The organism is Bacillus sp. FSL K6-0073 (assembly GCF_038006085.1).
Lineage (GTDB): Bacteria > Bacillota > Bacilli > Bacillales > Bacillaceae_G > Bacillus_A > Bacillus_A cereus.
In genome coordinates this window covers 444,256-469,382 of record NZ_JBBOUN010000002.1, presented here as the reverse complement: position 1 = coordinate 469,382, position 25,127 = coordinate 444,256, and the positions used below count along the sequence as shown (strand labels likewise).

The following is a 25,127-nucleotide window of genomic DNA, read 5'->3' as shown; positions in this document are numbered from 1 at the left end:
TAGTTGTTTAATCAAACAAATTATCAATTTCTTCATCACTAAGGTTTAAGGTTTCAAAATCTGATGAAGTAAATTCTTTTCTTTGCATTTGACAACAGGATTGGATATATGTCTGTAGTCGTTCTAAATAATCTGAAAATAAATTTTCTACAAAATTCTTTTGAAAATGACTTGTACTAAATGTCACATGAATTTCTAAGCTTTTATTCTTAACCATGGCCACAATATCCAATAATGCAGTAATATGATTATCTTTTGATTGTTCACTGCCACTTTGATAATCAACAATAGTAAACCATCCATCCCCGAGAGAATTATCTATCTCTCCTAAATAGTTAAAACGAATTATATTTTGAGTTAAATCTTTGCAAGAAGGAAACTTCTCTTTAAGAATTCCATATCCAATTCCCTTATTAGGTCTTTTACGAACCTCTTCTTTAACACTCTTTATTTGATTAGCAATATTATGCGAAACTTGTAATACAATAGGATACATCGTTGTAAACCACCCTACTGTACGTGAAATATCAAGATGCTCAAATAATTCCTCTCGACCATGACCTTCTAACTCAAATTTAATTTGATCTTGGTTTGTATATTTACCTAAATTTTCTGTCAACACAGCAAGTAACAACTCCATTGGTTGTGTATTGTAAGGCACATTTGCAGTAGTTAATAGTTTTCTTGTATCATCTGCATTCAATGTAAAGGTAAGAGTCGTACAACTTTCAACAGTACTATTTTCTTTTTCTCTATTAATTTGAAAATTATTATCTAGCGTGTTATCTATGGATTCCCAATAATCTAATTCAGCATGTACTAAATTAACTCCTCGACTATTTAAAGCTTCAGACCAATCTTGGAAAGAGTTAGTTTTTAATGGTAGCGATGGAACTTCTCCTAAATACAAGCTATTCAAACATCGGTTTGCATCTTCAATTAAAATACGCCAGGACACAGCATCAACAATAAGGTGGTGTGCAGTTAATAATAACAACTGTTGATCATTTGAAAGCTGGAATAAGGCCCCTTTAAATAATGGTCCTACATTCAAATTTAAACTTCCTTTTAACTCTTCACCTTTTATATGAACCTGATTCAAAGCCATTTCAATTGGAATTTCAGACAAATCAAACATGGTAACCTTAGAATCAACAATGGACATATCTTCGTCATAATAGAAGTAATCCTGCTTATCCTCATACCTTAACCGTAACAAATCATGATGATGCATGATCGTATTTAACATCTTATTAACATATTCTTCTTTAACCGGCTTCTTCAAAGACAGTAATACCGATTGATTCCAATGATGCGGGTTCTTAAACTGTTGATCAAGGAACCAACGCATAATAGGAGTAGGCTCTACCTTTCCTGTTACCAATGTTTGTGAGACTGTAACATCTTTTTGTTTAACTAATATTGCTGCCAATTCACTTACAACTGGATAATTTAGTACATCTTTAACTCTAACTTTCCATCCCAGTTCTTGTAATCTAGCGCTCACTTGGATCGCTTTAATAGAATCTCCACCTAAATGATAAAAATTACTATGCAATTCGATTCTATCAGTCTGTAATATTTCCTTGAGAACTTCACTAACCATTCCAGTAACATCTTCATCTACTTCTTCTAAATGAGTATGATTAGAACCGTTATTTAACATCGGATCTGGCAACGCTTGACGATCTACCTTTCCATTGATAGTAAGCGGTAGCTGATCCATATAGATAAAAAATGAAGGAATCATATAACTTGGTAGCATATGCGAAATAAAACTGCGTATTTCTATATTTTGAACACTGTCTTTCAAAACAATGTAAGCAACTAGATGATTTGAATTATCCTCACCTTGCCAATTCACCACTACTACATCTTTAACAGACTTGTGTTGTAACAGTGCATTCTCAACTTCCCCTATTTCAATACGATATCCTTTAACTTTCACTTGAGAATCCATCCGTCCTTGATACTCAATTAATCCATTTGGCAACATGACAGCTAAGTCACCACTTCGATACATCTTCTCACTCGAAATAAATGGATTGGATAAAAAACGTTGCGCTGTTAAATCCGGACGATTTAAATAACCTTTAGCTACCCCATCACCCGATATATAAATTTCTCCTTTTACACCAATAGGAACCGGCTGAAGATTCTTATCCAATAAATATATTTGAACATTATCAGCTGGTGTACCAATTGGTACGGATGCTCTTCGATCTAGATCTGGATCATAACGATGAATCATACATCCAACCACAGTTTCAGTTGGTCCATATTCATTAATTATTTCAACTTTACCGCTAAAAAGATCATATACCTTTTCGGCTACTGAGGTTTTCAAATCCTCTCCACCCACAATCAATCTGCGAAGAGATGAAACTCTTGGAGGTGCATAGTTATTTAACAATGCTAAATGTGAAGGCGTAACTTTCAACACTGTTACTACATTTTCCTTGAGTATTTTTGACAAAATAAACTCATCTTCATTATCATGATATATTACTAACAATAAACCACTTATTAAAGGAGTGAATATTGAAGTTACTGTTAAATCAAAAGAAACGGATGAATATAATGCAAAAACATCATTTTCACTACTAATATAGTTCTTTTTAGCCCAGGAAATATAGTTAACCAATCCACGTTGAGTGATTACAGTTCCTTTAGGATTCCCCGTGGTTCCAGAGGTATAAATTATATATATTGGATCATTTGATGCAGTTACTAGGGTTAGATTGGCATTATCTCCTTCATAAAGTTTCTGATCACATATATTAATTTTCTCACCTAAATATTCTAAATTACCCTCATTTGTATAGTCAGTTAAAAGTAATGTTGTGCCGCTATCATTCAAAATATAACGAATTCGGTCCTCTGGGTAGGAAGGATCTATAGGCAAATATGTACCTCCAGCCTTAATAACTCCCAAAATTGCAATTACTATCTCAAGTGAATGTTTAGCTAGTATACCCACGACTTGACCATTTTTGACTCCTTTTTCTCGTAACTTTCTTGCTAACTGATTAGATTTCTTATTTAATTCAAGATAAGTCATTGATCTATCAGCATGTTGAATTGCTATTTTTTCTGGTGTCTGTTTTACTTGTTCTTCAAATAATTCTTGAATAGTTTTTTCTTTCGGATACACAACAGCTGTATTGTTAAATTTCTCTAACATAAACTTTTGCTCATCATCCGATAACAAAGATAATTCTTTTATCGATTGATCTTCATTACGTAAAACTTGTTCTATTAAAGCTAAAAACCTCTCATGCATACAATTGATTTGATCTTCTTCAAAATCCGCGACTTTATAATCATATTGAATTTCTAAACCTTCATCTGCCCATTCCTTAATAACTAACTGCAATGAATAGGCTTGGTAGCCACTATAAAACTCCACGTTTTCTAAAGAAAATCCATCGATAGTATTTTTAAGTTTTGTATTATAGTAATTCACACTATATTGAAATAAACCATCGTATCCTTTACTAGTCAATTGCAAGTCTTTTACCAATAAGTTGTAAGGATAACGCTGGTGAAATAGACATTGTTTTATTTCATGATTTACTCTTTTAATGAAAGATAGAACACTCTCATCTTCATCCACATTTAACCGTAACGGCATTGTGCTAGTAAACATACCTACTATTTTCTTTTCTAGTACACCGGAACGATTTAGTACAGGAGATCCAATGATTATGTCTGATTGATCATACATTTTATGAATATAAATAAGCATAAAGGTTGAAAATAATGTATTCATAGATATTCTATGTTTTTGTATAAAAGACTGTAGAGCAACCGATTTTTCTTTTTCAATTAAAAATATCTTTCGTTTCCCTTCTAGAGAATGAGATGTTTTTGATAAAAAGAAATCTGGCAGATTCATAAATTTCTCATTCCAATAATTCTTATTTTTTACGTATCGAGGGGATTCCAGATATTTCTCCTCTGCTTGTAAATAAGACAGATAAGTAGATTCAACCGTATCATTTATATGCTCATCATTCTTTAACTTAGAGTAAAAATCGATAATTTGACTCGTCATAAGTTGGATTGTCCAACCATCAGCTATAATATGATGAAACTTAACAAAATAGGAGCTTTCTACATCACTTATTTTCAAGAGCACAAATTCAAACAGAGGGCCTCCTTCAAGTGGAATTTTTTTTTGAAATTCATCCTGGGCCCATTTTCTAGCTTCTAAACTTGGATTATGATGATTAGAAAAATCAATTAAACGTATTGGTGTAGGTTCAAATGGTGATATATATTGGTGGGGTTCTCTATGTTGTTGAAAAATCCGTAGACGTAAACCATCATTTTTCTTAATGAATAATTGAATTGCTTTTTCTAAAATTGTAAAATTAATTTCCCCCTTAATAAGAACCATCCCTCCGATGTTATACATAGATGTGTTTGGATAAATTTGTTCATTATACCAAACTCTTTTTTGTGGATGCGTAAGAGAATGCTTTACAATTGTTTGTTGCATATTTCCACTTCCCCTCTATCCACATCCGTTGGTGTTTCCGGAAATTGTATATTAATATAGTGAGGATAAGGATTTATATTCTCAAGATTATGTTCTAAAATTAATATTCCATTTTCGTTGCTAGTTTCCTTAAATCCAGCTAATCGGTACGTAACAAACATCATACGGTTACGGTCAGTCTGTCGAAACTCAGCCAAAAAGCGTTTACCTGCCTGTTTTGTTCTTTCCATTAGATATGTGAGGAGTATAGTACCAACGCCACGGGACATTACACGACAAGACATGAGAAGAAGTTTTAGGCAGTCGGCTTCCTCCGTCCTTTTTACAAGTGTTAAACCAATCTTCCCATAGGAGCCATATTTATCTGATAACTCACAAACTAATAATAAATAATCTGGATGATTACGATAATAGTTTAATTCATCATAATCATAGGTAATACCAGTCGAATTTAATTGATTCGTACGTACTGTTAACTCCTCTGCCCGCTGCAAATCTTCCTCACGAGCCTCACTAATCACAAAATTCATCCCAAGTGAAGCTAAAAATTCTTCTTTTGGGCCTTCATATTCTTCTTCATCCTTCGTTCTCTTAAGATTTTCTAAATACATCAGTCTTCGACGACCTGAATCTTCTGTAATTCTTTTTGGTTGTAGTCGTGGCAAGTCTAATAACGACTTATATTCATTTACATGTATACACAGAATATCATTATGAACGCTCTGTACTTCTTCTAATTCAAAAGGTTGGTCATCAATGAACGCAAAAGTATCAATACCTATGTTTAAATTTTTTCTAATTTTCTCAATGGAACTAGATTTAGAGTTCCAATGAATCTCCGGATATAAAAAATACTCTTCTATTCCAAATTCCCGTAATTTAGCTATTGCATCTTCGTAGTTATTTTTACTAGCAACTGATTGCAGTATTCCACGTCGATCTAATTCACATATAATTTCATAAATTCCAGGTTTTAAAGTAACTGTACCACTCTCTAATAAAACACCATCCCAAATTGTACAATCTAAGTCCCAAACAACACATTTAATTTCCTTACTCATAATAATGCCTCCTTTGTTTTATTCATTTTCACAGTTCCCATCTCCATCACTATAAGCTTATCTGCCAAATGAAAATATTGATCGTCGTGAGTAATAGCAATAATACATTTACCCTTCGCTCGCATTTGAGGTAACAATTCTTCATAAAAGAAGCGTCTATAACCAGGATCTTGATCCGCTGCCCATTCATCAAATAAAAGTATAGGTCGATCTTCCAAATACGTAACCAGCAATGCCAACCTTTTCTTTTGTCCAGTTGATAGTTGCGTAGTAGTAAAGCGTCCATTCTCAATGCCAACCTTGTCACTCAGTTGGAGAAGTTCTAAATAATGATCGATTTCTGCTTTCATTCCTTCTGTATTAATTCCATATAGCCTATCAAAAACATGAAAATCACTCAGGATAGCTGAATAGTATTGATTCAATTCCTCTGGAGCTATTTCTTTTCCATTTAATAAAACGTTACCTTCATTAGGTTCATATAACCCAGTAATCAGTTTTGATAAAGTAGATTTTCCACTCCCATTACCACCAGCAATAAAGACTATTTCTCCAGAATTAAAGTCCATGTCTATTGGACCAATACCAAAACCAGTAAAATCTCCATCTTTATTCTTATACTTATAACTTACATTTTGTAGCTGCAAACAAATTGGCACATCTAAGTACTCTTTTGTTGTTGCGATTTGCTCATTTGCCTTTATATGATCTACACTCTTCACCATTTGTTGAATACGTTGCCAAGAAATACGTACATTTACGAGCTGAGGGATACCGCCCAGTATTTCATTAACTGGACCTGTCATATACAGAAAAACAATTACATAGTTACTTATCGTCTCTTTTGGCATATTAACAAAAATTTCTGGAAATACGAAAACTACAATACCAATAACAAAAATGAATAATAGTTCTCCCAGAACAAACACATTTGCAAATTTAATATCTCCTATCGTTCGTTTAACACGATAGTTATTACAGCTTTCATTCATAACTTCTCGAAAATCGTTTCGTTTTCCAGTATGAAGCCTAAGCTCTTTGAAACCATGCCTTAGATCACCAATCAAACGAAAATATACATTCTGAATATCTCTTGTTTCATTCCAAACTTTATCTGCTTGTCGTCCGATCAAAGAATATACCCCTGCAGTAATAAAGATGATACACAAGGATAGTAAAAAGGCATACATATTCATTACACCAAGATAGAGAAAACAAAATAGTAACGTTAATAAACTTGTTCCAGCAGTAACTAATAGATTGAGAGAACGAGAGATAACTTCCGTATCGTTATTTAATGTCGCCTCTATTCGGCCCTTCTCAATCAACTCCAATTTGTAATAAGGAGTCTGTAACAACTTATCTGTTAATTCCATCCTTTTTTCATAAACTAGCTCGTTTGTATACGATACAATGCTAGTTCTAATAATACGTTGTGAAAAGATATACATAACGATTCCAAGTACAAAGTAAAACAACAAGCCATTTTCCAAATTATTTGATCTAACAAACGTTTCATTAATCACAAAAATGAGAAAGGCATTACCAAATCCTGATATTAATCCCAAAACAATTAAAGTCAAAAGCGACTTTCCCTTTTGTCTTGGAAAACAAAGATTTAAGAATGTATGGATAACATAGGCCAAACCCACCCCAGCAATTGCATATATTGCAAGGACAACAGTTGAAGGAGCCCAAACTTTTATAAATGCCCACGGAAGCCCTCCAAACAAGAGATTTGGTAGTTGATAAAGTGCATAAATCATTAGCCCATATATCGCAACAACTAATACCATATGTAACCATGTTTTTCCCGTTGGTAATATAAACTTTCTTTTTCTAAAAATAATCTCCCTGATTAAATGAAATAACATGACCAATAACGTTAGTAAACACAAAGATGAGATCACAAATAAGGCTGTTCCTATTTGATCCGTTTTCTTATATTCATCATAGAGTAACGGTTTAACTTCTTTATCTATCATCATATTTAAAAGACTGCTACCGATATAGTAAGTGTAATTACTATTCAGATTTGCTAATACTACGACCCCTATCTGTTCCTCATCACGGAAACCAATATACGATGAATAATTTGGGTTACTTCCACCATGTGAAATTTCCCCTCCACCACTTTGATAGACCTCCCATCCAGCTGCATATGAAGCTCCATTGCTATCTGGGGCAACCTTTCTATTCGCTTTATGAGAATCGTTAATCAATTCCTCCGGAAACATCCTAGGCTTTTCAACCCCAAGCTGTAATTTTAACCATCTTTCCATATCATTTATATTTGAAATAAAATATCCAGCCGGTGTATTCCCCCTATAATTAGGAGCGTCATAGGGTAATGATTGTAAGAAATTACGCTTGTAACCTTGGGCCATGTTATCTAATGGGGCCATCCCACGTCCAGCGTATGTACTCAATAAATCCAACTTTGATAGCACATGATCTTGAACATATCTTTCAAATGATTGATTAGTTGCCTTCTCGATTACTAAGCCTAATAGATCGTAGTTAACCGTAGAATATTCAAAACTGCTACCCGGCTCTCGGTTTAGTCCTATTGGCATAACATTTCTAATCGTTTTCTCAATAGAATCTTTGCCATTGGTTATAGGAATATATCCAATGGCCTTTTCCGGTATTCCACTAGTATGGTGTAATAAGTCATAAAGTGTAATTTCATAAGGTTTTCCTTTATACTCCATTTCAAACCATGAAACATATTTAGTTAAAGAATCACTAAGTTTAATTTTCCCTTCTTTTTCTAGCTGCAATACAGCTAATGCCGTAAAAGCTTTTGAAGTAGAACCTAGCTCGAAAAGCGTCTCATTCGTAACTTGACGTTTTTTGTCTGTATTGGCATAGCCATAATTCTTCTTATAAATCGTTTCGTTTCCTTTTACAATTACTACTGAAAGTCCAGGAATACCCGCTTGAGATATTTGTTCTTCTATATGCTTCTGTATTTTCTTCTCATTAAACTGTACCGTTTCCTGTGCTTCCACCTGTCGATAAGGGAGTACTATTAAAGTCATTAAAATGATAAACTTCAACCATATGTTTAACTTCATATTTTTAGCCCTCTTTTAGTTAACTTGGATTAACTTTTCAATTTTCTTTTTAAATGGTTGCACAACATTTTGACCAATACGTTCAATTTCATGCTCACTAATCTGAGAAGTAATAAGAAAATAATTTGCCCCTATTTCCCAAAAATCAGTTAACGTCGAGATGACTTCCTCATAGCTACCAACAATAGAAATTGAATTAGATGGGTTAACTAAACTTAGACCTCCCCAAAGATGATCATCTATCCACATACTATCTTTTGTAATTAAATCTTTGTATCGGCGAAGTCCAACAGAATCTGCATTATCTAAAAATAGCTTAGTCATCCTCTTTAAGGCTGCTGGTGTTCTCTCAAGTAATTCATATGCTTCTTTATATGCTTCTTCCGAAGTCTCACGAGCAATGATGTCTACTAAAATAGCACCTGGAATTTTCTCGCGCCCATATTGCTTAGCGTAATTATTAACTGTTTGATAGTGTTCTCTAAGACTTTTGCGGTCTGTTGCATAAAGTATATAAGCATCACCATACTCTGCAGCTACTCTCATTGCCTCCTCGGAGGACCCCGCTACAAAGTAGCGGGCACTTCGAGAGAGATCTTCCTTTGGATAAATATCACTATTTTCTACTTGATAAAACTCACCTTTATAGCTAGTTACTCCTCGTCTTAATTGTTGTAACAGCTCAATATATTCTTTTGTCCTAGCATATCGTACATGGTGCGGTTCTGGTAATCCATCACGCGCAAGGACAAGCGAGGCACTTCCAGTTACAATGTTAATATCTGCACGATTACCAATTAAACTATTTAAAGTATTCAATGCTTTTGCTGTTACGGTAGGAAGCATCTGGTTTGTATTTTGCGCAACCAAAATCTTTACAAACTCCGTATTCATTCCAATCATAGACGCTGCTATCATTGGATCAACAGATGTTGGTGCAATGGAAACCAATACTGAGTCAAAGTTATTCTTCTCAGCTCTTTTAGCTTGATTAACATATTCCTCTAGAAGTTCTTTTGTTTGTGGTGTTGGAATAACAGGTAATCCCCAGCAAAACTCAACTTTTGACGGAACTACTTCTTTATTAATCATGTTGTTCCCCTCCCTTTACTACTTTCTACTTTTTAAAGCAGATAATGTATTTTTCATAACCGATTTCGCTTTCAATAACTCTTTTTTATTTGTTAAATTGTTATTTACTTCTTGATTACTTAAATATTTAGCAAGAGATTTAATTGACGTATGCTCATAAAGAACAACTATAGGTAAGTCTCGTTTAAAGGCCTCTTTTAATTTCACATTAATACGAACAAGATCTAAAGAACTCATCCCTAGATCGAAGAAATTATCGTAAATTCCTATTTCTTCGATTCCAAACATATCTTTTAATAATTCGTATAATTGTTGTTCAATTTCATTAGTTGGTGGTCTATACGTTGTGGAAACATCTGAACGATTCTGCTTTAATCTATTCTTACTTCCTTTTTCCAATAATTCATTATAATAGTTGGCACCATTTAAAAGTTTCCAATGTAAATCTATTGGAGAAACCACGACTTGTTGTTGATTTCTATTGATAATACTACGGAATACTTTTAAACCCTCTTCTACAGTTACACCATCATGTAATACACTTTCCATATCCATATTAAATTGCTTTGCCCATATTTCAGCCGACTTAAGTGACATACCCACCTCTTGCCAATCTGGCCAATTAATAGCTACAGTGAACACTCCATCATGAGCCCGCTTATAAAACGCAAATGCATCTAAAAATTCATTCGCTGCATTATAACCACTCTGACCAAATTTCATATGATACGCCACATTACCAATTGATGAACATAATACGAAGAAATCAATTGGTTCATCTTTTAATAAAGCATCGAGTACTAGTGTACCTTTAATTTTCGGAGCTAAAATTTTATTATTAGATTCTTTTTCACGATTCATCATAATACCTAGATAATCAGCGACACCTGCTGCATGAATTACGCCATTAATAGAACCAAAACGAGATTTAGCCTTTTCAATTGCCTGTTTCATATCATCTTGATTGGAAACATCAGAACTTAGGATCATGTATTCTGCACCTTGAGACTCCATTGTCAACAAATCAGAAATAACTCGGCTTACACGCTCGTCTTTATTTTCTAAGTACTGTTCCCATTGATTACGTGGTGGGAACTCTGAGCGGCCAATCAATATAAGTTTGACATTTGGTACTCTATTAGCTAAATCTTTTGCAATTTCAAATCCAATTCCACCAAGTCCACCAGTAATTAAATAAACGCCACCCTCTCGTAATCTATCAATTTCTACATCTTCTTCCTCAAAAGGACTTTGAATAATCGTTTGCGTCCATCGATGACGTCCTCGATAAGCTACAACTATATCAGTAGAATCCACAAAACTCTCCATTAAACCCGCTTCTTCAAACATTTGTTGAGAATCTGTATCCATATCAATGGTACGACATTTTATATTTTGAAACTCAAGATTGCATATTTTTGAAAAGCCTAGAATTGTAGCTTGCTCTGGCTTTAAGTTCAGCTCTGTACCTGTAACTTCAAACATACGATCAGTAAAAATGTTTAACTGTAATGCTCCCTCATAATTAATTTTCCCAATTGCTTGTGCAATATAAAGTAACGAATAATATCCTTCATCCATTGATCGTTCAATTCTCTCTTGATCGAGAATAACCTCATTAACTGGATTAAAGCTCCAAGCATGTATAATCTTATTTGGTAATAAATCTTTTTGTTCTAATTCTGAAAATAGCATTTCATAATGCATTTTTTGAGATGGACATATCGTATATAAACCGTCGGATTTTTCAGAGAAAATACCACCTGTTTTAACTTCAATTACATCATGACCTTCTCTTTTTAATTTTTCTATCAGTCGATTGAATCGATTTAGATGATCATTGAAAATAAGCCATTTATATTTTTGTTCTTTCTTTATTTGTATAGATTTTAATGTTTTGCGTTCCCAAGAAGGCAAATAAAACCAGTCTTTAATATTAGCCTGTTTATTATGGCCTCTTGTTTCCTGAGTTAAACTCTGAGATTGAGTATTAAAAAATGGATCAGCTTTAAATCGTTTTTTCATGAAAGGATACGTTGGTAAATCTAATAACCTTTTATTCTCACTGTTATTAAAAGTATTCCAATTTATAGTTCCACCTTGCATCCATAACCGTCCCATTTGCTTGCATAAATGCTCGAAGTCATTTGATTTATCCAGAGGATGACGTAACATGTTTAAAGCCAATTGATCTTTACTTCTATTTAAATGTTTTAATACAAAAGTTGATAATGCATTACCTGAGCCAATCTCAAGGCAAATTACATTTTTCAAATGAAAAATTTCAGATAACCCCTTTGAAAATTGAACAGTACTTCGTAGATGCTGTGCCCAATAAGAAGGTGATGTGGCTTGATTTGCTGTAATCATTTCACCTGTAACATTAGATATATAAGGTATTTTAGGACTTGATAATTTTATATTTCCTACAGCTTGCTCAAATGAATCTAGAACTTCATCCATCATTCGAGAATGGAAAGCATGCGAAGTAAATAGACGCGTTGTCTTTACTCCATGATTTAAAAGTAATTCCTCAATTTTATTGATTGAAAGTACAGTACCAGAAATTACTGAGTGTTGAGAGGAATTTACAGCTGCTATATCTACATCATCTGTTATATAGGTTTTTAATTCTTCAACAGATAAATTTACACTTAGCATAGCGCCTTCTGGTACGCTATTCATTAACTTCCCTCTAATCATTACTAAATGTAATGCATCTTCATAAGACATTACTTCTGCTAAACAAGCTGCTACAAACTCACCAATACTATGGCCAAACATGACCCTTGGATAAACTCCCCAATTCATTAGAAGCTTGGCTAATGCATATTCAATAGTGAATAGTAGAGGTTGCGTCATTGAAGTTCTATTTAACTGTTCAGTTGCTTTATCCTCTGTCTCCTTTGTAGGATACAAAATATTTTTCATGTCTATATCTAACCAATTTGAGAGTAAGGCTAAACCTTGATCAACGTGTTCACGAAATACAGGTTCATTTTCATATAAATCTCTACCCATATTGATATACTGTGATCCTTGACCTGAAAAAAGAAAGGCTAAAGGTCTACTCTCCATTGCGTTTGTTTTCTCTAGTCCCGTATCACCAAGTTTTTCTATGGCATCCTCTATTCCATTAGCAACTACAGCAGTTCTATATGGAAATTCACGACGACCTTTTTGTAATGTATAAGCTGTATCAGATAGTGATATCTCTGGATTCTCCTTCAAATGCAATAATAGATCGTTAGTAGCTTTATCTAAGGATTCCTCTGTTTTTGCTGAAACAGTTAATAAGTTCCAAGATTGTTTTTCAAAATTCTTAGCATTGTCAGGAACAGACTCTAACACTATATGTGCATTAGTTCCACCCATCCCAAACGAACTAACACCTGCTCTTCTTACCTCTTCTTTCCATGGGATAAGTTCCGTATTTACACGAAACGGATTTTTTCCAAAATCAATGCTAGGGTTTGGGTTATTATAATGAAGGCTCGGCGGAATTTTCTTGTTTTTCAAAGCTAAGACCGTCTTTATAAATCCTCCAACTCCTGCTGCAGCATCTAAATGTCCAATGTTCGTCTTCACTGATCCAATTAAAACTCTACCTGGTTCTTGCTTACCAAAAGCTAACTTCAATGCTTCTACTTCTATAGGATCACCTAGTTGCGTACCAGTCCCATGAGTTTCTATATATGAGATTTCTTCAGGCTTAACACCAGCTATTTCATGAGCCGATTTTATAACAGCAGCTTGTCCATCAACCCCTGGCGCTGTAAATCCAGCCTTATTGGCCCCATCATTGTTTACTGCAGCTCCTTTAATAACTCCATGTATTAAATTTCCATCTCGAAGAGCGTCCTCCAACCTTTTCAGTACTACAATACCAGCACCATTTCCACCCACTGTTCCTTGAGCATCCTTATCAAAAGCTCGACAATGACCATCTGGTGAGAAAATCATACCATCTTCATATAAATATCCTGTTTTTGTTGGATAAGTTATACTTACTCCCCCGGCCAAAGCTATATCGCATCGTCCATCAATAAGATCTGCCCATGCGTTTTGAATAGCAACTAAGGAGGTAGAACAAGCTGTTTGTACTGTAATCGCTGGTCCTTTTAGATTTAATTTATAAGCCAATCGAGTAGCAAAGAAATCTTTTTCGTTTAACAACATTGCTTGGAAATCTTCTAATGTATTAGAAGATTCACTAGCAATAGAACGAAGCCAGTGGAAATTTGGTGATCCTCCAACATAAACTCCTGTATCCATATGAGAAGAATTAACCTCACCTGCTTGTTCTAGTGCTTCCCATGCGCATTCATGAAGTATTCGCAGTTGTGGATCCATCATTTCAGCTTCTTTTAGACTGTAATCAAAAAATTCATTATCAAATGCATCTACATCTTCTAAATACCCTTTAGATTTTATATAATTAGGTTTTTGAATCACTTCTTTTGGTATGCCCATCTCACTAAGTTCTTCATCTGTAAATGTACGAATGGATTCTATCCCTTGTTCTAAATTTGACCAGAATTGCTTAAGATTAGAAGCGCCTGGCATACGAACCGCCATACCAACCACTGCTACATCATTTTTATTCATAGATAAAAGATTTTCTTTCTTAACTTCTTCAGGTTGGTGTTCCATAGCATTATCACTTCTAAAGTAGGAAGCTTGATCATGAACCGTTGGGTATCGGAATAACATAGGCATTGTAAGTTCTTTTTCAAACTTGCTTCGTAAACGAGAAAACAATCGAACCATTTTTAAGGAGTTCCCTCCAACATCAAAGAAATTATCATACAACCCTACTTTTTCTACCCCCAAAACTTCCTTCCAAACATCAGCTACCGTTGTTTCAAGCTCATCTAGTAAATCATTTGGTTGTACTAACTTAGTAGGCTTAGGTAAAGCACGACGATTAACTTTTCCATTCGTAGTTAATGGCATTTCACTTAAAAGTACAAAATACATAGGTATCATATACGAAGGTATTTTGTCAGTAAGATAATAACGTAATTCATTTTGAGATATATCTTGATCAGTTAGTATATAAGCACACAGTTCTTGTTCCTCTCCAAAAGCAATAGATAAAACTACCGCTTCCTTCACATCCGCATGCTGTTGTAAATGATGTTCTATTTCTCCTGTTTCAATTCGATAACCACGTATCTTCACTTGATGATCACTACGACCTATATACTCCATTTCGCCATTTTCAAGAATACGGACTAAATCTCCTGATCTATATAATCTTTCACTTGGATTATAAGGATTCTGTATAAAACGTTCACTGTTTAGTTCAGGACGATTTAGATATCCCCGCGCAACTCCATACCCTCCAACATAAAGTTCCCCTTGCATTCCCTTAGGTGTAGGATTCATATGTTTGTCAAATACATAGCACGAATACGTAGGAAGAGGCACGCCTATAGCACTAAGATTACTGTGCATTTCTTTTTCTCCAATTTCCTTATAAGTAACATGTACTGTCGTCTCAGTTATTCCATACATATTTACTATGACCGTATTAGGTGAACGCTTAAACCAACTTTGCAGTAAACCTGGCTTCAGCATTTCCCCTCCAAATGTAATTAACCTAATTTTAAAAGCAAGTTTAGGCATCTCTTCAACTACTTGTTGAAAAACATAGAATGCAGATGGAGTTTGATTCAATACCGTTACTCCCTCATCTGCAATCAACTGGGCAAGTTTATACGTATCACGGATTGTTTCTTTTGTTGCCAGGACAAGACGTCCACCATAAGTAAGTGATCCAAATATCTCCCAAACTGACATATCAAAACAGAAAGAATGAAATAGTAACCACACATCATCACTAGAGAATTTAAAACTATTTGGTTGATGCATGACAAGTTGTATTACATTACTATGTTCAATCATAACCCCTTTAGGACGTCCTGTTGTTCCAGAAGTATAAATGACATATGCTAAATTATTTGGGGCAACATCTACTCTCTCGAAATCTTGCATAGGTGTCTCATTGAGTTCTTCAATAAAAAGCTTTGTGCTATCAAATTTAACTTTATCCTCAAATAAATTTGAGGTTATTATTACATTCGAACCACTATCTTGAAGAATAAAATCAATTCGTTCCTGAGGATAATCAGGATCGATTGGAACATAAGCCCCACCTGCTTTTAAAATACCAAGTAGAGAGATAATCATATTAAATGAGTAATCCAACATTACAGCTACTGGAGAATCTAAAGTTACACCTTCTTTTAGAAGAGCAAATGCCACTTTATCCGCACGCTCATTCAACTCTCCATAAGTCATCTCACTATTCTCAAATGTAAGTGCCACTCTCTCAGGATGCTTTTCAGCTTGCATCTCAATTAATTGATGAAGTGTTGTGTGTGGGAATGTAGCACTTTGATTTTGACCACCTTGAAGCAAAAACTTTTCTTCTGCCTCATCTAACATTTTAAGAGTTTGTATTGGTTGTCCTTCATCTAAAAGCATTGAATCTAATAGCTGTATAAAATGGTTAGTTATACTGGTAATAATGGATTCATCAAATACATCTTCAGGCCACATCATTGCAAGTTTAATAGAATCGAAACACTCTATTGAGACGGTTAAATCATAGTTGGTCATTTCATTTACTTCATAACCTGAAATTCTTACACTTTCATCAATTTCTTTCAGCTTTTCTATATCAAGAGGATAATTCTCAACTACCATAATAGTGTCAAATGACACGTTTAAATCAACAATTGGAGTCGTTTCATATTCAGTTCTTCTTTGGACATCACTTTGAATTCTTTGTAAAAGATCTGAAACAGTCATTCTCCCATCAGCACTTACACGAAGTGGTGGTGTATTTATAAATAAACCTACCATTTCACTCAGACCGTGCATTGGAATTGAACGCCCAGATACTGTTGTACCGAATATTACGTCCTCTGAATTTTTGTACCTTTGTAATAATAGACCCCAGGCTGTATAGAATAATGTAGCCAATGTTACACCTTGATTACTTGCAAAACTTCGAAATCTATCACTTCGCTCTTTATCTATCTCTTTTACATATGTTTTTGCTTTTTTTAGTTGATTAGAATTTTTATTGGATAAATTTATTTGTTCAATTAATCCATTTAAATATTGTTCCCAAAAAAGCCTTTGTTTTGATTTATCTTGTTTTTGTTGCCATAGTATATATTCTTTAAATTTCTTTTTATTTATAGATGATGGTACATCTCCCTTTATTAACTCTCGATATACCTTAATAAACTCTTGTAAAATAATACTATTACTCCAACCATCAAACAAAATATGATGATGACGTAAAACCATTTCATATTCGCCTTCGTTCAAATGGCACAGTTCGATAGAAAAGGGAACTGTTTGTAAATCAAAGCTTTCTGTATCATTAGATACTTTGCCATCACTATAAATAATGTTCGGAGTATGCTCTTTTAGTATAAGTTGTACAGGTTGTTTAACTTTTTCCCATCGAAAAATTGTACGCAGCATTTCATTTTCCCGCGTTACATAATTCCACGCCTCTTCAAACTTTGGAATATTAATTTTTCCAGTTAAGCAAAGTCGAAGTTCTTCATGATATAGCTTTCCTTCGGGTTCTTTCAAATAATGATAAAGAATACCTTCCTGCACTGGTGTAAGGGCGATTACATCTTCAATATCTTCTTTATGAATCTTTACTGCTTTCCTCATTAACAGAACCTCCTACAAGTGTGGTATGGTGTGAATATTTATCGGAACCTAATAAGGCAAGTGCTTTTCTATCTATCTTTCCGCTATCCGTTAATGGCATTTCATTTACACGTACCAAACTGTTAGGTATCATATAATCTGGTAAAAATAAGCGTAGATATTTTTTTAACCTCTCTAACTCAATATCATTTTCTGACTCATAGAAAGCTATTAACTTAACTACCATCTCAGATTCTTGTCTTACAATTACCGCACATTGTAAAACTCCTTCACAAGACATTAAACACGATTCTATTTCCCCTAACTCAATACGAAGGCCATTAACTTTAACTTGAAAATCAATTCTTCCATGAAACTCAATATTCCCATCCGATCTTATTAAAGCTAAGTCACCGGTTTTATATATACGGGTATCAAGGGAATATTGTACAAACTTTTCTGCCGTTAATTGCGGCCTATTTACATATCCACGTGCTAATCCTATACCTGAGATACATAATTCTCCTATATGGCCTTCCGGAAGTTTATTACCATATTTATCAACAACAAACATCTCAATATTCTTAATTGGTCGCCCTATTGGAACGCTCCCTTCTGTAATCTCATGTGTCGGACAATCATAAGCAGTCACATCAATGGTTGCTTCAGTAGGTCCGTACAGATTAGTAAGAAGTGTACCATTAGAGAAATTTAGCAACTTATTAAAACGGTTTACATGTTGAGACAGTAGTGCCTCACCACTAACAAATACTTGTTTCAACGATTTTATTCGGTTAGTTTCACCTGTCACATCAAGATAGTGTAAAAATGCACTTAACATAGATGGTACAAAATGCATAATTGTCACGTCATTACTTTCAGTTGTCTCAATAATAGCCTGTGGAAACTTCTCCATCCCCGGCGCAAGAATACATACTTTGGCTCCAACTATGGCCCACCAGAACATCTCCCATACGGATACATCAAATGTATAAGGGGTCTTTTGTAATATAGTATCCTTTGAACTAATTGGATAAGCCTCTTGCATCCACTCAATTCGATTTATTAAGGCCGAATGCTCAATCATTACACCCTTAGGTTTCCCGGTTGAACCGGAAGTGTATATTACGTACACAAGATCAGAGGGCTTGTTAATACACTCTAGATTTTCACTCTTTCCTTCATAGGAAATCGAATCTAAAGCCAACATATCAGCCTTCAAACTATCTTGAAAACGATGTAGGATTTGCTTTTGCGTAAGTATTAATTTAGCACCGCTATCTTCTATAATGAATTGTAATCGTGATGATGGATGATTCGGGGAAAGCGGAAGATATGCTCCGCCCGCTTTCAATATCCCGAAAATTCCGACAACCATTTCGATAGATCGCTCTACCATAATACCTACAACTGTATCTGGACCAACTCCACCTTCACGTAAAAGACGAGCTAATTGGTTACTTTTTTCATTTAATTCCTTATAGGTTAATGTTTCTTTTTTAAAGATAACAGCAACCTCATCTGGCGTACGGACTACTTGTTCTTCAAACAGCTTTTGTATACATGTACTCATCCGGGTTGTATCACTCCTTTAGTTACAGGTATTTTTTCAATGGCATGTTTCGCTTTTTTAGCAAATCCCTTACCAAGTAATAGCTGATGAATCTGATTACTCCCCTCAACGATCTCCATTGTTTTGGAATCTCTAAAGCACCTTGATATTGAATAATTATCATTACAACCAAGTGCTCCCATAATCTGTACAGCATTCGTTGAATGCCTTGTACCTGAGCGCGATGCAAAATATTTTGCAATCATAATCTTTTCAGTAGCATCAGCTCGATGCTCATTTTTGGCCTTACAAGCTTCTAAACTAAGTAGTATAGAAGCTTCTAAATCTACTCCCATATCCGTAATCATATGTGAAATCATGCCATGATCAATTAGAGAGTTACCAAATGCACTTCTATGTAATACATGATTCCCACATATTTCTAAACAAGTACGTAATACACCAAGAGCAGCAAAGGCAATTGAAATACGCCCAAATTCTAAAGCATACGGTGCAAGGTAAGTAAAAGCAAATCCTGGTCTACCAATCATATTTTCTAAAGGTATTTCTACATTATTGAATTCAATTTCTGCCAAATATGCAGCTTTAAATCCAAGCATGTCTCTTATATGAGTAACATTTACACCCGCACTATCTTTTGGTACTAAACAGGCAACTGGTTGTTCACCATTTAGCTTTCCAAATACCAAAAACACATCAGCAGCTGCACCAAAAGTGATCCACTTCTTCACTCCATTAAGTATTAATTCATCCCCGTGTTGATCGAAGTTCGTTTTAATCATATTTAAATCTGATCCTGCTCCAGGTTCAGTAAGAGCTAATGCAGCTATTTGATTACCAGATGCAAGTAATGGTAACCACTGATTTTTTTGATTTTCTGTTCCCCATTTTAAAATCGTTTCTGTTACCATCGTATGGACATTAAATAATCCCGAAAGAGAGACACTACCTCTTGCTATTGCTTCAGTAAATAACCCATACGTTACATAATCCCATTCTAATCCACCATACTCTGCTGGAAGTGTTCCACCTAAATAACCATTTTTAGCACAAGTCTTTATTATGTCTGATGGAATGCCCTGTTCAATTTCCCAACTATTAGCGTAAGGTTCTATATTTTCATAAACAAAATCCAAAAAATTCTGATACATTTTATATTGAGATGGCTCTAAGTATTGTTTCATGTCCATTACCGAACCATTTGCTTATTTCTTATAAAATTACCAATAGAATTTACAGACTTATAGTTATCCATATCTAAGTCATCCATAGTTACCTTTATGGCAAATTCTTTTTCAAGAAAAGTCATCAATTGGATTGCAAATAAAGAATTAACTAATCCTTCTTCAAAAATCTCAGTATCATCATTAAATTCAATACCTACATGATCTTGAATATACATATGAATAATTTGTTCTAAATTTTTATCTTGCATTTTATACACCCCTATTTGTAATTTTTAATTTTAATAAGCGTAAAAACCTTTACCACTCTTTCTACCACATTCACCTGCATCCACCATCTTTTTAAGTAATGGACAACATCTAAACTTTGGATCTTGATATTCCTCATAAAGTACATTCAAAGAATGTAATACTGTATCTAACCCAATTAAATCTGCTGTTTCTAATGGACCCATTGTATGTCCAAAGCATTTTTTAAATATATCGTCTACCTGTTTAGGCGTTGCTACACCATCCATTACAACCCAAGCCGATTCATTCATGAATAAGTGGGAGATACGGTTAGAAACAAACCCAGTCTGATCATTAACCACAATTGCATCTTTATCTAATTGTTTGAGGAAAGATTGAGCTTTTTCGACCGTTTCATCTGAAGTTAAATACCCTCTAATAACTTCTATAGATGGTTTCATATATACCGGATTCATAAAATGCATTCCTATTATTTTATCTGGACGCTTTGTTACTCCTCCTACTTTTGTTATTGAGATACAAGACGTATTGACTCCAAAAATTGTATCCTTTTTACATATCTCATCTAATCTTCTATAGATCGGCTCTTTAATTTGCCAGTTTTCTGGAACATTTTCTACTATATAATCACATTCAGCCACTTCATCAAGATTAGTAGAGCTACTTATTAACGAAAGTACTTCTTCCTTATGCATTCTAGGAAATGCTTTATTAATTAGAGGAGCAAAGCGAACTGTCTCTAATATTTTCTCTTCCGCTATTTCTAACTGTTCTTCTGTAACATCAATTAATACCGTTTCTAGACCATGCAGCACTAAATCTACTGCCATGCCGATCCCCATTGTTCCAGCACCTACAATACCAATTTTCTTGAACATTTATCCATCATCGCTCCCTTAAAATATTTATAATTTATATCTAAAAACTTTTACATTGAAGAACTCTTTGCAGGTAACGTTTTTGTTCTCTCTCTTTAATCTGTTTTTCAGTAAGTGCTGTTTTCATCATTTGGATTGCTTCTTCTACATCACTTTTCTCCACTAAATACCCCGAATTAATTTTTTCTTCCAATTGACTTTGGACCTTTTGAAATGGGAGTACTACCTTTTTCTGATAATCACTTAAATCTGTATTATAATTTTTTGTACTTACAACTACAGTTAAACACCCTGATATAACTTCTTCATAATCAGATTCTTGTAATGTAAAAGAATTTTTTGTATTTAGGATATCTTTCTCCCTTTCATAATTACATGTCGATATAGCAGGGTTAATAGCTTGCAGAAGATACTTCAAGACTTCCTTTGGTCCCATTTCAATAGCTTTCATAGACCCTTGATTCATTAGATAGTGAATCATGTCCAACCATTTCACAGGCTTTATTAATTGTAAGTAAAGGTTTTCTCTTATATTTTCTACACCTTTATACATTGAACTATCATGATTCGCTATGACAGGTACTAATGGCTGTTTCATATCTATATTTTCTAGTACACTCTTATATTTTTCAGCAGCAGGTTGCATCATAGGAGAATGAAATGGCCCACTTAATTTAAGGGGGATTGCAATTCCCCCATGCTCTACTACCATTTCACAAGCTAACTGAACCGCAGAGTTTGTACCAGAAATTGATGTTTTATTTGGAGTGTCATAAGCCGATATATATACTTCCTGTCCCTTGGTTAACAATTCTGAACAAATACCTTCAACAATTTCTGGAGCAAGATTGTTAACCCATGCCATAGTTCCATCTATAGTCAATGCATAGCTACTCAAAATCGTACTACGTTCTTGTACTAATTTTAAGGTATCTGAAAATGCAATTGCTCCAGAAGCACATAGAGCTGTATATTCTCCCAAAGAATATCCAATCATTGCCTCTGGTTTATTGCCTATTTCCTGTTCAAAAACTCGAAAAGCTGCCATGCTAGTTGTTACTAAAGCAGTCTGTGAATTTTGTAACTTTTCAAGGTCAGCTTTGTATATCTTCTCCATACAAAGGGAAGCCATGTCTATTTTTAGAGTGTCACTTGCTTCTTCAAATATCTCACGTGCTACAGGGAAGTTTTCATAAAGGTACTTACCCATTCCAGAATAATGGGATCCTACGCCAGGAAACATAAATACAATATTCATCTTTTTATCTCCCTTTTTTTCATCTTAAGCTATCTTCAACTCTATCTAATAAAGCTCGTCCCTCTTCAGTTTTTCTTAAATTCACTAAATCAACTACATAGCGAATATCTGATACATCATTCCATCCTAAATCCAGTGCAAGATTCATATGCTTTAACGAAAGATCGATTCTATCAATTAATGAATAACCACATGAAAGTAAAAAGTGATGCCATGCATTTAAATCTCCTATAGTACGAGCTTTTTGTACAAACTCACTAGCTTTATTAAAATCTGAATAGTATCTTAGTTGATGGTATGCGGTAAAAACGAAATTATCTAATTCGTTATAAGGAAACACATAAGCTGTATAGGTTTGAAGATTTGTGAATCCAACTTTTCCCGCTAGTTTAATAGATGGAATACGAAAATCCTCTGTCTTCCAATGTGGTGTTCTTCCTTGTTTTAAACAGTCATCCAAGAATGCTCTTGCAGCCAACCAAGCATACCCTTTACCTCGCTGGAATAAATCATAAGTATTAATTCCAATTTCCACATCAGTATCTGTTGCAAAAACCGATAAGCAACTAGTTACAACTTGTTCATGTACCATTACTACATAACCAAATCCATTTCGGATGAAATCCTGAGTTGACTCCCAAAAATCAACAATATCATCCCGTACCATTGCGAACTTTTTATCTGATAACATGTCGATTGTAATGCGTTCCACCGTTACCTCATCAGGCATATTAGGTTTAGATAACTTATTATAAGACTCCGGATCAAAAGTAAATGTTACTCGAGTGTAAGGTTTAGGAATAAACATTTGCAATTGTTCCTCGACAACCTGTTTCCATTTTGATTCGGGTAATAATTCAACCTGAAAAAAGTCATCCCCTATCTGCTGAGCCTCAGGTGCAATTACTTCTTTAATAAAAGTTGGTAGACTTGAAACAAAATTACTTGTAGGATCACCTAATAAATAAAAAATTTCTTGTTCTGCCCATACAAGTGCACATCTAGGGTTATTAGGATTATCCACATAAATATGTCCCTTATTGTAACCATGAGCTATACCATTAAGTATTGGATGGTTCTTATAATCAACGAGAAGTGGAGATATTTGTTTGAATTCATCCTTTTCTTTTACCAATTCATAAATCATATTCTTAAAAGTCCTCCCTTTTGAGAACAAGTGTGAAGTGCATGCTGCGCAATAATTGGCTGAAGTACCTGCGAGGTACCTTCAATAATTTCTAAAACCTTTGCTTCCCTAAATAAACGCTCAACAGGATATTCTCTTGAAAACCCGTTTCCACCAAACACTTGGACAGCGTCTGTGGCTACCTTCATAGCCATCTTTGAGGCAAAATATTTTGCAATGGTTGTTTCAATTACAGCATCAGTATGTCTATCCTGACGCTTTTTCCCAGCCTCTTGGCATAACGAACGAGCTGCTTTTATATTTACACTTGCTTCTGCTAAAATTGTTTGAATTGCTTCATATTCACATATATATTTATTTCCTTGTTTTCTTCTTCTTGAATAAGCTACCATTGCTTCTAGTGCTTCTTGAGCAATGGCCACTCCCGCCCAGGCAATACTATATCTACCATGATCAAGAGCTGTGTTAACTACATAACTCCATCCACCCCCAATTGGTCCTAACAAATTTTGAGCTGGTACCTTTACATCTTGCAAATGAATCTCAGCTATATGCGAGGAATTACTTGCTAACAGTTTACTCATTTTATTTGTAGAAACACCCGTCATTGACCGTTCAACAATAAAAGCGCTAACTTTTCCCTTACTAGACGCAAAAACTAAAAAACAATCCGCAATGTCAGCAAAAGAAATCCATTTTTTGTGCCCATTAAGAATAAAATGATCATTAACTTGTTTATAGGAAGTTCCAACAGCTTTTGCATCAGAACCAACCTCTGGCTCAGTTAGGGCAAATGAAAATAATAGGTTCCCCTTTGCCATCTCAGGTAACCATTTTCTCTTTTGCTCTTCAGTCCCCCACCTTTTAATTGACTCCCCTACTAAAGATACATGAACTGTAAGTAATTCACGAACCGAATTACAAGCTTTACCAATGATTTCAGTAAGACGACCATAATCTAAAGAATCAAGAGAAAGCCCACCATATTCTTTTGGTATCGTTGCACCCAATACACCATAACTTGAGATTTCTTGTATCACATCATAGGGAAGCTCTTCATTACTTTCAAACTCACTTGCTCGAGGCCGAAGCTTCTTTTCCGCAAACTCATCAACTACTCCCAGAATCTCTTCTGCATTACTCATACTGTGAAATTCCCATTCTTCTTTTTGTTAATTAGATCAACCATATTATTAATAGTAGAAAAGTTAATAATATCAAGTTCATCATTATCTACTACTATATCAAACTCCGTTTCTATGAAATTTAACATTTGCATAGCAAAGAGCGAATTTACATAACCTTTTTCAAATATGTTGTCATCATTAGCAACAATAGTTTCCTCTGCATTAAAAATAATAAGATTTTTTTTAATGTATTGACGTATTTTTTCATGATTATCCATGTAATTA

Annotated in this window: 13 protein-coding genes; all 13 read right to left on the bottom strand. The window is 34.4% G+C overall.

Annotated elements, in window-relative coordinates; all coding sequences use genetic code 11:
• Window positions 1-7 precede the first annotated feature (7 nt).
• Genes MHB52_RS30140 through MHB52_RS30080 form a run of 13 tightly spaced genes read right to left on the bottom strand, consistent with a single transcriptional unit; the run spans window position 8 to window position 25,120 of the window.
• Window positions 8-4,504, bottom strand: coding sequence for a non-ribosomal peptide synthetase (locus tag MHB52_RS30140; protein ID WP_061663556.1), 4,497 nt, complete (start codon window positions 4,502-4,504; stop codon window positions 8-10).
• Complete coding sequence (locus tag MHB52_RS30135) at window positions 4,486-5,565, bottom strand: HAD-IIIC family phosphatase (RefSeq protein WP_000031543.1); 1,080 nt, start codon at window positions 5,563-5,565, stop codon at window positions 4,486-4,488. Before MHB52_RS30135 ends, MHB52_RS30140 begins: the two co-directional genes overlap by 19 nt.
• The gene (locus tag MHB52_RS30130) at window positions 5,562-8,645 is read right to left on the bottom strand and encodes a cyclic peptide export ABC transporter (RefSeq protein WP_061663555.1); all 3,084 of its coding nucleotides are present in this window, start codon (window positions 8,643-8,645) and stop codon (window positions 5,562-5,564) included. The genes MHB52_RS30135 and MHB52_RS30130 overlap by 4 nt, the downstream gene beginning before the upstream one ends.
• 15 nt (window positions 8,646-8,660) lie before the next feature.
• Complete coding sequence (locus MHB52_RS30125) at window positions 8,661-9,737, bottom strand: LLM class flavin-dependent oxidoreductase (protein WP_000608549.1); 1,077 nt, start codon at window positions 9,735-9,737, stop codon at window positions 8,661-8,663.
• 18 nt (window positions 9,738-9,755) lie between these two features.
• The gene (locus tag MHB52_RS30120) at window positions 9,756-17,444 is read right to left on the bottom strand and encodes a hybrid non-ribosomal peptide synthetase/type I polyketide synthase (RefSeq protein ID WP_061663554.1); all 7,689 of its coding nucleotides are present in this window, start codon (window positions 17,442-17,444) and stop codon (window positions 9,756-9,758) included.
• Window positions 17,419-18,996, bottom strand: coding sequence for a zwittermicin A synthase ZmaJ (gene zmaJ / locus MHB52_RS30115; RefSeq protein ID WP_061663553.1), 1,578 nt, complete (start codon window positions 18,994-18,996; stop codon window positions 17,419-17,421). Before zmaJ ends, MHB52_RS30120 begins: the two co-directional genes overlap by 26 nt.
• On the bottom strand, window positions 18,993-20,186 hold the full coding sequence (locus tag MHB52_RS30110; protein WP_061663552.1) for an acyl-CoA dehydrogenase family protein: 1,194 nt from the start codon (window positions 20,184-20,186) through the stop codon (window positions 18,993-18,995). The genes zmaJ and MHB52_RS30110 overlap by 4 nt, the downstream gene beginning before the upstream one ends.
• Window positions 20,186-20,431 carry an acyl carrier protein gene (locus MHB52_RS30105; protein ID WP_001152970.1) on the bottom strand — a complete coding sequence of 82 codons (246 nt, stop codon included), beginning with the start codon at window positions 20,429-20,431 and terminating at the stop codon, window positions 20,186-20,188. Before MHB52_RS30105 ends, MHB52_RS30110 begins: the two co-directional genes overlap by 1 nt.
• A gap of 30 nt (window positions 20,432-20,461) precedes the next feature.
• Complete coding sequence (locus MHB52_RS30100) at window positions 20,462-21,310, bottom strand: 3-hydroxyacyl-CoA dehydrogenase family protein (RefSeq protein WP_000473347.1); 849 nt, start codon at window positions 21,308-21,310, stop codon at window positions 20,462-20,464.
• Window positions 21,311-21,350: 40 nt separating this feature from the next.
• On the bottom strand, window positions 21,351-22,568 hold the full coding sequence (locus tag MHB52_RS30095; protein WP_061663551.1) for an ACP S-malonyltransferase: 1,218 nt from the start codon (window positions 22,566-22,568) through the stop codon (window positions 21,351-21,353).
• 19 nt (window positions 22,569-22,587) lie between these two features.
• On the bottom strand, window positions 22,588-23,715 hold the full coding sequence (locus tag MHB52_RS30090; RefSeq protein ID WP_000638851.1) for a GNAT family N-acetyltransferase: 1,128 nt from the start codon (window positions 23,713-23,715) through the stop codon (window positions 22,588-22,590).
• Window positions 23,712-24,860, bottom strand: coding sequence for an acyl-CoA dehydrogenase family protein (locus tag MHB52_RS30085; RefSeq protein ID WP_061663550.1), 1,149 nt, complete (start codon window positions 24,858-24,860; stop codon window positions 23,712-23,714). Before MHB52_RS30085 ends, MHB52_RS30090 begins: the two co-directional genes overlap by 4 nt.
• The gene (locus MHB52_RS30080) at window positions 24,857-25,120 is read right to left on the bottom strand and encodes an acyl carrier protein (RefSeq protein WP_000368639.1); all 264 of its coding nucleotides are present in this window, start codon (window positions 25,118-25,120) and stop codon (window positions 24,857-24,859) included. The genes MHB52_RS30085 and MHB52_RS30080 overlap by 4 nt, the downstream gene beginning before the upstream one ends.
• Window positions 25,121-25,127: the final 7 nt, after the last annotated feature.